Consider the following 13,191-nt stretch of genomic DNA (forward strand, 5'->3'; position numbering starts at 1 on the left):
CCCTATGTTAACTCTATAAAATGTTTTTTATTTCAATGAGATCGTTAATTGTTTTGCAATGATCGTGCCCAGGTTCTTTGTTGGAATTAAAGTGAAGTGCCTGCATCTTAACCGTTTTGGCGCCAATGATGTCCGCTTCAAGGCTATCGCCGATCATCAGGGTGTTTTTAGCTTCTACTTTGGCCTTGGTCAATGCCAACTTAAAAATGTAGGGGTCTGGTTTTTTTACCCCAGCCATTTCAGAATTGACCACATGATCAAAAAAATGATGGATGTTACTTCCTTTGAGCTTTTTTTCCTGCACCTCGTGAAAACCATTGGTAATGATATGCAACCTATACTTGGGCTCAAGATACTCCAACACCTTCAGGGCATTGGGCATCAGATGGGTAAAAGAAGACAGATACGCTATGTATTCATGGGCCAGTTCATGGATTAGTTTATCTGGCACCGCAGCCTCCATAGCGTCAAACGTACGCCTTAATCTTTGAAAACGCAGTTCTGACTTATCAATCCTATTTTCCCTGTAGAGTTTCCAATATTCAAGATTGATGGGGGCATATATCCTCAAAAAGTCTTCCAACACAACAGAAACCCCGTTCGCTTTGAAAATCTTCTCAAAAGTAAGGGCAGAATTCCTTTCAAAATCCCACAGCGTGTGGTCCAAGTCAAAAAAAATATCGGTGATCCTGTGCTCAAACATAATATCTCTTCAGAAACGATTGATATAGCTCCATCCAATCAACCATATGACCACTCCCCAAAAGTTCATTGGAGAAAACAATGGTCATATTCCCATTTACTTGCTTTATCCATCTATATACGCTGTCCATTTTTTCGAATATCTCCTCTTTATTCCTGTAATTTGTCAACGCATAATCATGCACCGTAAAAGGGTGCACCTTTAAGGGTTGTCGCACCTCCATGTTGATATCATAAAAATGGAAAGGGGTGCATGTACCAGCCCTGAACCCTATTTGATGGGTATATCCCATGGAGAAATCATCCGTAAATTCCGTCTCCACCAAATTCCGATACGTAGTGGGCACACTTACCCTGTTATACCGAAGTCTTGCATAATTGATGGGCCTATTAATGAGATTGCCCAATTGTTTTTTCTCCTCTTTCAAGACCGACTTGTCCGTGGAGGATAAAAACGAAGTACTCAAAGAGACCGTACTATAATCCGCCACCGATTTTATAAGATATCGAAACTTATTGTTGTTGGGGGATATGTTCTTATCATGGGCCGAATGCTTGGCAAACTGAAAAAAGAACATGGTCTTAATGGGCATTTTTTTATGGATTTCCACCAACTCGTAAAAATTGTCATAGGGATCTTTGCTGAAGCCCAACAAAACCGAAAACCGCTTTGCGATATCCCTTAACTTAAAATTGCCCAAGTCAATCAAAAAACCTCCCAGACTTCTCATAAAGCCCCGCATGGCATAACAGTGCGAGGCGGTCACGTTTATAATCGATGTAAAACTGTACTCCCTCTGCCCAACTTCCATATCCGGAAATCGTTCCTTAAGGGCATCCAGAAGTTTATAAGCCCATATATCCACTACGGGGAGTTGCAGAAAATTGTTCTGGTATGCCAAGCTTTCCTTTACCGGAAACCTTCCTACGCTATCCTTCACATGGGGGAGATATTCTTCATACCTACTCAAAAGGAAAAAGCTTGCCGAAAAAATATCATAAGGGATGGAGCTTTTCTCTCCGCTCATAAAAAAACAGGGGATACCGTCCCAATCACCCACTTTAATTTCCAGGTCGTTGATACCCTGTTCAAACAAAAGGTCGTTGCTCCTAATAAAAAATTCGTTCTGTAAGGGCTGCTTGGAATAGGTCATTTTGGGACCTGAATGTTTGATAAAGTCCTCTACCCTTGTGGTGAACGAAATTTCCACACCCAATATCTTCTCGAAAAGCTGACGGGCGGTGTACGTGAGTCGATTGGTGATCTTATGGGTAAATATCAATAGCATAAATGGCGATAATCATAACATGCCTTGATCGGCAAAACTCAAATAATGGTGTCGTGTCAAAATCAAATGGTCCAATACTTTTATGTCCAACGCCTCTGAAGCATTTTTCAGCTTCTCGGTAATATGCTTGTCCGAGGCACTGGGTTTCAATGTTCCGGAAGGGTGGTTATGGGCCAGGATAATCCCCACGGCACCAAGCTCAAGGGCCTCTTTTAAAACCAGTCTTACATCTACCAGGGTTCCCGTAATACCTCCTTTGCTCAATTGGGACTTATGGATGACTTTATTGGAATTGTTGAGATATACAATCCAGAATTCCTCATGTTGCAACTCTCCCATAATCGGGTACAAAAGTTCAAAAGCATCCCTGCTGCCGGATATCTTGGTAATCTTTCCGGTATCTTGCATTCGTCTTCGCCTTCCCACCTCCAACGCGGCAGCAATGGTAACGGCCTTGGCCTCCCCAATTCCCTTGAACTTCATCAATTGGTTTACCGAAAGTTTCCCCATCTCACTTAAATTGTGGCCCACCGAGGCCAAAATCCGCTTGGACAGTTCCACGGCACTCTCGTCCCGGTTCCCTGAACCAATGAGAATGGCGATCAATTCCGCATCGGACAGGACAAAACTACCTTTATGGCGCAGTTTTTCCCTAGGCTTGTCGTCATCCGCCCAATTTTTGATCGAAAAGGAAACCAATTTTTCTTGCATCCTCTAAAGATAGGAGATTAAATTTATGTAATTTTCAATGTAAATCTTATCCTATGAAATCATTGTTCAACACTGAGGCCCATGCTGAAATCCTTTCCCGAATCGATAAACTTTCGGAATCCACCCAGAGGCAATGGGGCAAAATGGAGGTTGGACAAATGCTGTACCATTGTCAGTTTCCCCTAAAGGTGGCTTTGGGCAAACTTACAATAAAAAAACCCAATCCTTTTATGAAGCTCATGTTCAAAGTTTTTAAAAAGAGCATGTATAATGACAACCCTTGGAAACACAATTTACCCACTGCACCGGGGTTTCGGGTCAAGGACAGGAAAGATTTTCCAAAGGAAAAACAAGCCTTGGTTACCCTTATCAATGATTTTCATGGGGAGAGGCATATTAAAGACCGGGGACCCCACCCTGCTTTTGGGGACCTCACTTATGATCAGTGGGGACAAATACAGTACAAGCATTTGGACCATCATTTACGGCAATTTGGGGTTTAACCCATTATGGTAGCTGGGCTGGCATTGTGAAAGAGGCTACGGCCTCATAGAAATCATCTTCATCCACCCCCATTTGTTGGCAAATCCATTTGGCCCCGATCAAATTGTCCAAGGCCCTGTTTTCTGAAATTTCCAAGGGCATTTCACCTTCAGGGGTATCCAAAAGAACCATACCGTTTTCAATTTGGTAATCCGGCGATTGGTATGCAAATTTTCGGATAGGGTTTTCTGTGGCCTCAACCACTTTCTTCACTTCAGGGTCTTCTTCATTATAGGTAATGCTACCTCCCTTGATAATACCATCCACAAAAATCCGGAACTGCCCCACCTGGTTTTCCAAAGTTGGAGTTTCATCTGCTATCCCACCCAATAAGGCAATGTTAGGCTGATACACATGAAATTTAGGCCTTGGGTCCATTACAGAAGAAAAGTGCTCGTCCCCCTCCAATATTACAAAGTCATTCTCCTCGGTCAGGTGCACGCGACGTTCAAATCCTTCCAGAGGGGTTTCCATCATATAATCCACCTCAACATTATGATAGTGCAATACGTGTAAGATCATGGGGATTATATCGGCTTTTCCATGCCCTGCCACCACCACCCGGGTCTTGTATTTGGATTGCTCAAACACGAATGCCGGATACGAAAAAATCTGCAATCCCAATTCCTGCGCTTTACACAGTTCCGGGTTATCCAATGGTATATTGGCTCCTAAAATTACAGCATCCAATTGATCGTGGACTGTTTCAGGATTCCATCCCATGGTTTCAGGAAGAAGTCCAAGAGGCTCCAATCTATTTTTCAAGGATTCTTCCGCACCGCTATCGCTGCCAGTAACGATGTGCCCTTTGTTGCGAAGCGTCAGGGCCAAATCACTCAGGATAGCTTCCCCTATACCTATAAAGTGTACTTGCATCAAATTGATTTATCTTTCAAAAATAGGTATTGACAAAACCAATCCAAACAAACACCCAATCTTATTAATTTCTATCTTGAGAAAAAATTGAACACGATGAATCTATCACAAATTCAATCCAAGGAAATTATGCCGGGTTATCATGGGAAATTGGTGCATGGAGATACCATCTCCTGGGCCTTTTGGAGTGTGAAACAAGATGCCGAGGTACCGGAACATTCCCATCACCATGAACAGATCATGCACGTGGTGGAAGGGGATTTTGAATTTACCCTTGATGGGAATACGGCCATCTACCATCCCGGAGATGTGGTCGTAATTCCCTCCAACACCCCTCATAGTGGAAAAGCCTTGACAGCCTGCAGATTGATGGATGTTTTTAGCCCCGTTCGGGAAGAATATAAATAAGTTATGAATATATCCCTTAAAGGAAAGACCGCTCTTGTAGGCGGCAGTAGCAAAGGAATTGGCGCGGCCATAGCCAGACAATTGGCCGCGAGTGGTGCAAGTGTTACCCTAATGGCCAGAAATGAGGAAAAAATGAAGGCCATCATCAAGGAAATGGACACTTCCTTTGGGCAAGAACACCAATTTTTGATTGTTGATTTCTCCAATTTTGAAGCTTTTAAACGGACTATATCTTCATTTTTTGATCAAAACGAGGTAGATATTCTGGTCAACAATACGCAAGGGCCTTCTGCCGGAGGTGCACTGGAAAAATCCATTGAGGACTACCAGCAGGCCTTTGACCTGCTCTTTAAATCGGTTGTACTGACCACCGAACTGGCCTTAAAACAAATGCAAAAGAAAAAGTGGGGACGCATTATCAATGTGGCCTCCATCTCGGTCAAGGAACCCTTGAATTACTTGGCGTTATCCAATTCCATCCGTGCAGCGGTGGTCACTTGGTCCAAAAGTTTGGCCTACGATATTGCCCAAGATGACATTACGGCCAACAGTATCCTGACCGGATATTTTGATACGGACCGCATTGCCCAGCTCAATACAAAAAAGGCAGAAAAAATGGGAGTCACCCCAGAAGAAGTACGTTCCAACATGGAGGAACAGGTACCCATGAAACGGATTGGAAAACCCGAGGAATATGGATATCTAGTCGCATTTCTGGCCTCTGACAGGGCAGCGTACATTACTGGGACCAACATCCCCATTGACGGAGGGCTCCTAAAATCTTTATGAGAAATTTTTTATTTATAACAAAATATTTTTAGGGTTAAATTATCATATATTCAATTTTTAGGTATTTTTATTGTTCAACCAATAAAAATCATACCCATGAATTCAAAAGTTTTTTTGGCAGTTCGAATCCTATTGGGGCTTTTTGTTCTGATTTTTGGGCTCAACAAGTTCCTGAACTTCTTACCTCCTCCAGGTGACATGCCGGATGCGGCCATTAGCTATTTCGGCGCAGTTTCATCAACCTACACCCTTAAATTAGTTGCAGTTGTAGAAATTTTGGCAGGACTTGCCTTTATCCTGAACAAATATGGAGCACTTATGGCTGTGATACTGATGAGTGTATCGGTCAATGCCGTACTGTTCCATGCCACCTTAGCTCCAGCCGGTATAGGCCCCGGACTAGGTCTATTAGTCTTGAATATTTTGGCCTTAATCGGCTATAAGGATAGATACAAGGACCTTTTGCGCCCTTGATGTATTGGTGATTTTATCATATCGAACGAAGTCGGGATGTATTGAACAAACTCCCGACTCCGCTCGAACTGACATTAAACAACATCTTTCCTCTTCGCTTTTTGATTATAGACTCATACGGTCCTTAAAAATGTAGGATTGTCTTCGTGAAACCTCTATTTCTTCCCCATTTTGCATGATAAGTTTGAGTTTTCCGTTGAACCAAGGCACCACACTTTCAATAAAATGGGTATTCACGATCTGCTGACGGTTGGCCCTAAAAAAGGATGCTTCGGGAAGTTTTTCCTCTATCAGGTTCAATGATTTGTACAGCAATGGCCTTTTATCCCCAAAAAATACCCGGGTATAGTTGCCCACAATCTCGAAATGGGAAATATCCCCAATTTTTACCAACCAGCATGATTCCCCGTCCTTGATAAAAATCTGACTGCTCTCCTTAAGTTTTTTTGACATATCGGCTCCTATGCGATTAGATTCCAATTTTGTCCGCACTTTTTCCATGGCCATATGAAAACGCTTTTCACTTACAGGTTTCAGCAAATAATCCAAGGCATTGTACTCGAAGGATTTTATAGCATACTCGTCAAAAGCCGTTGTAAATATGGTAATGGGCACTTCATCCAACATTTCCAAAAGCTCAAAACCATCTTTTTCAGGCATGTTGATATCCAAAAATAAGAGGTCTGGCGAGGTACTCTGGATCAGCTCAAACCCAGCGTCCACATTTTCAGCCTCTCCCAGGATTTCAATATCATCATACTTTTTGATCAACTCCTTCAACTCGTTCCGGGCCAATCTGGAGTCTTCCACAATGACAGCTTTGATGTTCATACCAGTGGGATTTTAATATTGGCCACCACCTCATCGGCAACTTCTTCCAAATTGAAGGATGCCCTATTGGTATAAAGGAGTTTTAACCGCTGTTGTATGTTTTGCAACCCCAATTGGGTAGAATCCTTGGCTATTTGGAGTTTGCCCGTATTGCGGACTTCCAATATCAAGAGTTCTTGTTCTTTCTTGATGTTCAATACAATGGTTCCTCCGCTTTTGAGGTTAGAGATACCGTGTTTGGTAGCATTTTCCACCAATAGCTGTATGATCATGGGTGGGATTTGTAGATCTAAGGTATCCTTATCCACATTCTTGACAAATTCCAAACGATCTTCAAACTGGATTTTGGATAGCGCTATATAATTGTCCACCATTTCCAATTCTTCCCGGACCGAAATGGCATTGTTGCTGTTCTTGGTCAGTGAGAACCGCAAGATTTCCGAAAGTTTGGTGAGCATTTCCCGGGATTTTTCCACATCTTCCAACATCAATCCCCTGATATTATTGAGGCTGTTGAACATAAAGTGGGGGTTTATCTGACCCTTTAAGGTATTTAGCTGTGCTTGTTTAAGGTGGGTATTGAGTTCCAAGCGTTCTATTCGGTCCCGATTAAGCTTAAGAAGCAACTTGATCACCAAATAGGTTACCGTCCAAGCTCCAATAAGAAACAGGGAATTGAGCACCTGTATCCCAACATTGTCGTGATATTTGAACATTTGGAGCTCTGAAGGGGTCAATGCCGGGCCAAACTCAACATATACATATCCAAAAATAAAGTTCAGGACAGCGAACAAAAAGGATGCGACTAGAAAGGAAAGTAAAACCTTTATAAACTCCTTGATCCCGAAGCCATCAAACTGTATAGCTCTTTTTAGGTACAGCCGCAACAAAAAAGTCACCGCAATACCAAGTACTGTACCCATAATCACCGAATAGATAAGCAGGGATATACTGATCTGCTTTACCACAAAAACAGAAACCAGGTTAATGAAACCCCATCCGAAAATCTGTAGGACCCAAAAAGCGTACTCGCGTTTTTTATTGTTCAATTCCATGAATATGGTCTACGGTATTCCAAATATACTTTAAGCAGTTCAACCTATGGGAATGCCCCTTACTGATTTTGTGGTTGCTTTTTCCAGAAAAGTCTACAGTATGATTTGCCGCTATTTAAAAATGCCACCCACATTAACGTCATCCCTGTATAAAAGAATACAAAGTACGAATCATATTCCCACCCATTGAATTTTCCATAAAGCCCTATTGAAGTCCCGATGATTCCCATGACCAAAATAGCTTTCTGCGTTGTACTCAATTTTCTCATTGTCTGATTTTTTAAAGGTTCATGATTATTTTTTACAGGAAGATATCCACCAATAAGGTTATCATCAATCGTACAAGTGCTATCATTGTTTCGGTTTTAGGGTTTTGTACGGCACTAAATTACAGGGCTTTCCATTCATGTACACCTGAATTATGGGCAGTGGTAAAAAAGACCTAGTGAACGGTAACCGTAATTTCCCAAAAGAGGCAACAAATAAAAAAGGAGCTAAAAAAGCTCCTTTTAAATTGAAAATCAGTTCTATAAATCAATCTTTCAATGGCTGGGGGATTTCCTGTTGCCCTAAATGTTTGGCATAAAAGCCCATCATGGCCTTATAGAGCTCAATACGGTTCTCTTCCTTGCCAAATCCGTGGCCTTCATCATATTTTACCATATAGGGCACATCATAGCTCTTCCCTCTCAACGCACTCACAATTTGGTCCGATTCATCTATATTGACCCTTGGGTCGTTCGCTCCCTGCACTACAAATAAAGGTTTATTGATTTTATCAATCTGATATACCGGGGAAACTTCTTCCATAATCTTCTTTTCCTCTGGAACGTCCTCATCATACCATATTTCCTTGATGATTTTTAGGTACGGTTTCCAATATGGTGGTATGGTCTTCATGAAGGTGAACAAATTGGATACCCCCACATAATCCACTCCACAGGCATACAGGTCAGGAGTTTTGGTCAAGCCTCTCAATACGGCATACCCACCATGGCTACCTCCATAAATAGCGGCTTTGTCTGGATCAACCCAACCTTGTTCCACTACATATTGCAGACCATCCTCCACATCATCCATGGCCTTTCTTCCAATCTGTTTAAAGCCAGATTCCAAGAATTCCCTACCATACCCCCCGGAAATCCTAAAATTTACTTGAAGTGTGGCATAGCCCCTACTGGCAAACAATTGCGCTTCCGGGTTAAAGCCCCAAGAATCCCGGATACCCTGCGGACCTCCATGTGGGTTTACAATTACGGGCACCTTTTGGCCGGCCAAAGCTGCTTTGGGCAAGGTAATATACCCATGTAGGGTAATACCGTCCCTACTGGTAAAGGTTATGGGGCGCATTTCGGCCATATCCTCCTTTTTCAACTGCGGCATGGTATTGTACAACTCGGTAAGTTCATCCTTGGCCACATTGTACGCATAGTACATGCCATACACCCGGTCACTGTCCACATAGAGCATGTACAGATTTTCATCTTCAGTGCTATCCAATATACTGTACTGCATTCCGGGAAGTTCACTCTTCACCTTGGCATCCAATTTTTTAAAGACCTCACTCACCGGAACCACCATACTTTTTTCACCCTCGTAGGTAAAATAATCCACTTCATGGTTTCTGGTTCTGGAGAGCCCCATGTTCTGCACATCGTATTGATCATTGGAAAAGACCTTCTTTATGGTTTTGTTCTCCTTAAGGTCGAACAGTTGCACTTCCGCCTTATCATTGTCCAGATTGGAGACCACATAGGCATCATGCGGATATTCCGTTGCATAGTTAAAGCTGGTGATAAAAAAGTTATCCTTCCAATTTAGCTGTTTCAAGACTTGGAAACCTCCTTTGCCATCCTCATAATAGGTATCCTGCTCCACTCCATCCCGAAGACGTGTAAATCCTTTCAGTTTCCCGTTTCTATCAAAATCGTACCCCAAGATAGGGTTGGCCGGGTCATCATTGGTATATAGTTGGGTCAATTCCCCTGTGACCACATTCAGCTTGAAGGGCTCAAAGACCTGGGCATTGTTCTTGTTCATGGAAACAATGATATGCTCCTTATCATCACGCAACAACTCTGTGAAATCTGCCCGCACACCATCAAAGGGAGTGAGGTCCTTCAAGTTGCTCCCATCCAAATCCACTGCATAAATATGATAGTTTTCATTGCCTCCCTTATCCATGGAAAAGTATAGTCTGGTATTGTTTAACCAGCCATAAATCCTGACCAACTCATCCTTTTCCTCAATGGCTTTTTTAACCTCGTTGGTCTCCAGGTTCTTCACATAAATATGACGTTTGCCATTCTCATCGCTTTCCCTGTAGGACAAGTATTTTCCATCCGGGGAAAATCGGAACGTGAACCCCTTGGGATTTCCAAAATAATCTTCCACGGTGTACCGGTAATCCCCTTGATCCAATGCGGCCAAGGAAACCAATTCGTCATGGGAACTGGCCAAAGTGGTATCGCCAGGTTTTTCTTGGGCATGAAGGGCAACTCCCAAAAACATGAATAGGGAAACCCCACAGACCCATTTGATCCTTTGTGTTGTTTTCATACGTGTTGAATTAAGTGTTTCTTTTGAAAAAAATGATGTTATAACAAATTAGACTGTCCGTATCTGTCTTTGTTACAAAAACCAGCAAAAAACTGATAATCAACCACCAACATACAACCCCAAGGTTGATTTCATTCTTGTCTTTATTTTGTTTCTGGGGGAAACTTTGACAATGTTTTTTTAACCAAGGCCCTCAACCTTTCTTCACGAACACTTGGGGAAGCGTTATCGCGATAGCCACTTTCAGTGGAGGCTTGCCAGAACAGCGCATCACGTTGGGCATCCACAAAATCAAATAGAATATGACGTTGTATTCCAGAATTTCCAATGGGCAATCCAACGGAAACTCCGCCGCCCACATTTCTGCCCGTACCACCAATACCAACACCTACAGCGCTATTAGACGGACTACGAAATTCACTGCTTTGAATGTTGATGAAAAAATCGGGTTCCTCTGCCAAACGATATCCTTTTATCTGCAGGGTGGAATCCAAAATCCGAATGAGGCGCTTTTCGTCCAATTGGGTCAGACCCGAATCCAAATCGGAGAAATAATTGTAGGTGGTATAGCTACTAAAGTCCGTTCCCTTATCGTAATCGTAATTGACCCGAATGGAGACACAAGAGGCCAATAGGCAACACAGTGCAATAATCCATAGGTTTCGCATGGCAGATAAATCTGGATTAGCTTAAAATTAAGGATTATTTGGCTTGGGTGGGAGAACAGGCGCCTTTATTCGTTCAATAGCGCCCACAGCTTATCCTTGAGCTGCTGAATGCCCAATTGGCTTACCGATGAGATAAATAGATAATCAACATCCTTAAAATCGGGCTTCATTTCCTGTCGCATTTCCTCAATGAGCTCCTCATCCAACATATCGCATTTGGAAATGGCCACGATGCGCTGTTTATCCAACAACTCCGGATTGTACCGTCTCAGCTCATCCAAAAGAATGGCATATTCCTGACTGATGTCCTTACTGTCGGCAGGGATTAGAAAAAGTAAGGTGGCATTGCGTTCAATATGACGCAGAAAATAATGGCCCAGACCCTTGCCTTCCGCTGCACCTTCAATAATTCCGGGGATATCGGCCATGACAAAACTCTGAAAATCGCGATGCTCCACAATACCCAGATTGGGTTTTAAGGTGGTAAACTCATAATTGGCGATCTTGGGTTTAGCCGAGGTCATCACGGACAGCAAGGTAGATTTCCCGGCATTGGGGAATCCCACAAGACCCACATCGGCCAAAACCTTAAGTTCCAAGGTTATCTGGGCATCCTGCCCCGGGATTCCGGGTTGTGCATATCTAGGAGTCTGGTTGGTAGGGCTTTTAAAATGCCAATTGCCGCGACCTCCCATTCCGCCTTCCAGGACAATCTTCTCTTCCTGGTCCTCGGTAATCTCAAAAAGAACGGCATTGGTCTCGGTATCCCGTATCACGGTCCCGAGGGGAACTTCCAAATAGGTATCGGCCCCATCGGCACCGGTACTCCTATTTTTGCTGCCATGCTCCCCATGACCCGCCTTAAAATGCTTTTTGAACTTGTAATGGACCAAGGTCCACAGATTTTTGTTCCCCTTCACGATCACGTGACCTCCACGGCCACCATCACCACCATCCGGACCTCCCTTGGCAACATACTTTTCCCGATGTAAATGCGCAGAACCCTTGCCTCCGTTCCCGGAAGATACGTGCACTTTCACATAATCCACAAAATTGCCTTCGGTCATGTCAATGGTTTTGTTAGCAGAAAGGTGAAGGGTAAAATGCTACCTCCGTCTTAGTCCAAAGCATCTATTACCTTGCCCAAACGCTCGGTGATTTCTGCAATGTCCCCAATTCCGTTTACGGAATGGAATTTCCCCTGCTTCTCGTAATACGCTTTCAAAGGGGCTGTTTTTTCATTGTATTCATCAAAACGATTACGGATTTTGCTCTCATCTTGATCATCGGAACGTCCACTGCTCTTCCCGCGTTCCAACAAACGGGCAATCAACACCTCATCATCGGCTTCCAAAGCGATGGTGGCGTTCACCTTCATGTCCTTGGATTCTAAAAAATTGTCCAAAGCCTCCGCTTGTGCCGCTGTTCTTGGGAAACCATCAAAAATAAAGCCTGACGCCTCTGGATTTTTCTCCACTTCGTCCTTTAGCATATCGATGGTAACCTCATCGGGGACCAAGTCGCCCTTATCGATATAGGATTTGGCCAACTTGCCCAATTCCGTTCCGTTTTTAATGTTGTATCGGAACACATCCCCTGTGGAAATGTGTTTCAAATTGTACTTCTCTTTCAAGAACCCGGCTTGGGTCCCTTTTCCTGCTCCTGGCTTTCCAAAAAGCACTAGGTTGATCATATCTGCTTGGTTTAATTGGTATACTTCCCTCAAATTTCTACCCATTTCATTATAGTCCAAACCGTAGCCCACAATAAAATTATCCGGGATTTCCAATCCCACATAATCAATGGCGTATTCACCATTGTAGATTTCGGACTTGTAAAAAAGGGCAGCAATTTTAAATTCCTTCACATTGGTCTGGGAGAACAGGTGTACCAATTGTTTCAATGTTCTTCCCGTATCGACCACATCCTCCAAAATAATAACGCTCTTTCCTTCCATATCTTCCTGCACATCCAACAAGGTCTCCACAATCCCCGTGGAAGTCAAACCTTGGTAGGAACTCAACCGTACAAAAGAAACTTGGCAAGGATGCTGATACGCCTTTAAAAAGTCGGCCACAAACATGAAGGCTCCGTTGAGCACACCTACAAAAAGGGGAGTCTCATCCTTATAATCTTCAGCGATTTCCGCCGCCATTTTTTCTATGGCCGCAAGGATTTGCTCTTCCTTTAAGTAAGGTTTAAACAACTTGTTGTTTAGCTTGATCAACGTATCAGTATTTTGGTCAGGTTGGCAAAGATAGCATTTTTTGGGGGTGGTATGCCCAG

General features: G+C 43.1%; 14 protein-coding genes. 4 read left to right on the forward strand and 10 right to left on the reverse strand.

Annotated elements, in window-relative coordinates:
- Positions 1 to 13: 13 nt before the first annotated feature.
- From ACPD8L_RS08355 to radC, 3 genes are read right to left on the reverse strand one after another with little or no spacing between them, the layout of a single operon-like run.
- The gene (locus ACPD8L_RS08355) at positions 14 to 703 is read right to left on the reverse strand and encodes a YjjG family noncanonical pyrimidine nucleotidase (protein ID WP_421810027.1); all 690 of its coding nucleotides are present in this window, start codon (positions 701 to 703) and stop codon (positions 14 to 16) included.
- Positions 696 to 1,991 (reverse strand): polysaccharide deacetylase family protein, encoded by a 1,296-nt coding sequence (locus tag ACPD8L_RS08360; protein ID WP_116218609.1) that lies wholly within the window; start codon positions 1,989 to 1,991, stop codon positions 696 to 698. The genes ACPD8L_RS08355 and ACPD8L_RS08360 overlap by 8 nt, the downstream gene beginning before the upstream one ends.
- Before the next feature lie 12 nt (positions 1,992 to 2,003).
- A complete protein-coding gene (gene radC / locus ACPD8L_RS08365) occupies positions 2,004 to 2,702 on the reverse strand; it encodes a RadC family protein (protein WP_116218610.1) in 699 nt (232 codons plus the stop codon).
- 53 nt (positions 2,703 to 2,755) lie between these two features.
- Between radC and ACPD8L_RS08370 the strand changes: the two genes are divergently transcribed.
- Positions 2,756 to 3,205, forward strand: coding sequence for a DUF1569 domain-containing protein (locus ACPD8L_RS08370; RefSeq protein ID WP_421810029.1), 450 nt, complete (start codon positions 2,756 to 2,758; stop codon positions 3,203 to 3,205).
- Between the two features lie 4 nt (positions 3,206 to 3,209).
- On the opposite strand, the gene ACPD8L_RS08375 is transcribed toward ACPD8L_RS08370, so the two are convergent.
- Positions 3,210 to 4,121: a Mur ligase domain-containing protein gene (locus ACPD8L_RS08375; protein ID WP_423942894.1), complete on the reverse strand. Its 912-nt coding sequence runs from the start codon at positions 4,119 to 4,121 to the stop codon at positions 3,210 to 3,212.
- A 96-nt stretch (positions 4,122 to 4,217) separates the two neighbouring features.
- Between ACPD8L_RS08375 and ACPD8L_RS08380 the strand changes: the two genes are divergently transcribed.
- The 3 genes from ACPD8L_RS08380 to ACPD8L_RS08390 all read left to right on the forward strand — a co-directional run bounded on the left by ACPD8L_RS08380 (position 4,218) and on the right by ACPD8L_RS08390 (position 5,792).
- A complete protein-coding gene (locus ACPD8L_RS08380) occupies positions 4,218 to 4,529 on the forward strand; it encodes a cupin domain-containing protein (protein ID WP_293302256.1) in 312 nt (103 codons plus the stop codon).
- Between the two features lie 3 nt (positions 4,530 to 4,532).
- Positions 4,533 to 5,318, forward strand: coding sequence for an SDR family oxidoreductase (locus tag ACPD8L_RS08385; RefSeq protein WP_423942895.1), 786 nt, complete (start codon positions 4,533 to 4,535; stop codon positions 5,316 to 5,318).
- A 96-nt stretch (positions 5,319 to 5,414) separates the two neighbouring features.
- Positions 5,415 to 5,792 (forward strand): DoxX family membrane protein, encoded by a 378-nt coding sequence (locus ACPD8L_RS08390; protein ID WP_421810032.1) that lies wholly within the window; start codon positions 5,415 to 5,417, stop codon positions 5,790 to 5,792.
- A 105-nt stretch (positions 5,793 to 5,897) separates the two neighbouring features.
- Here ACPD8L_RS08390 and ACPD8L_RS08395 read toward each other — a convergent pair whose 3' ends face one another.
- The 6 genes from ACPD8L_RS08395 to ACPD8L_RS08420 all read right to left on the reverse strand — a co-directional run bounded on the left by ACPD8L_RS08395 (position 5,898) and on the right by ACPD8L_RS08420 (position 13,132).
- Positions 5,898 to 6,623, reverse strand: a complete 726-nt coding sequence (locus ACPD8L_RS08395) for a LytR/AlgR family response regulator transcription factor (RefSeq protein WP_423942897.1) — start codon at positions 6,621 to 6,623, stop codon at positions 5,898 to 5,900.
- Positions 6,620 to 7,678, reverse strand: coding sequence for a sensor histidine kinase (locus tag ACPD8L_RS08400; RefSeq protein WP_423942899.1), 1,059 nt, complete (start codon positions 7,676 to 7,678; stop codon positions 6,620 to 6,622). The genes ACPD8L_RS08395 and ACPD8L_RS08400 overlap by 4 nt, the downstream gene beginning before the upstream one ends.
- 534 nt (positions 7,679 to 8,212) lie before the next feature.
- Positions 8,213 to 10,237 (reverse strand): S9 family peptidase, encoded by a 2,025-nt coding sequence (locus ACPD8L_RS08405; protein WP_423942900.1) that lies wholly within the window; start codon positions 10,235 to 10,237, stop codon positions 8,213 to 8,215.
- 143 nt (positions 10,238 to 10,380) lie between these two features.
- A complete protein-coding gene (locus ACPD8L_RS08410) occupies positions 10,381 to 10,905 on the reverse strand; it encodes a DUF4136 domain-containing protein (RefSeq protein ID WP_293302272.1) in 525 nt (174 codons plus the stop codon).
- 65 nt (positions 10,906 to 10,970) lie between these two features.
- A complete protein-coding gene (gene obgE / locus ACPD8L_RS08415; RefSeq protein ID WP_116218621.1) occupies positions 10,971 to 11,972 on the reverse strand; it encodes a GTPase ObgE in 1,002 nt (333 codons plus the stop codon).
- A gap of 50 nt (positions 11,973 to 12,022) precedes the next feature.
- Entirely contained in the window at positions 12,023 to 13,132 is a 1,110-nt protein-coding gene (locus tag ACPD8L_RS08420) for an adenylate kinase (RefSeq protein WP_116218746.1), read from the reverse strand.
- Positions 13,133 to 13,191 lie beyond the last annotated feature (59 nt).

This window comes from Flagellimonas algicida (assembly GCF_049629585.1).
In the GTDB taxonomy this organism is placed as follows: domain Bacteria; phylum Bacteroidota; class Bacteroidia; order Flavobacteriales; family Flavobacteriaceae; genus Flagellimonas.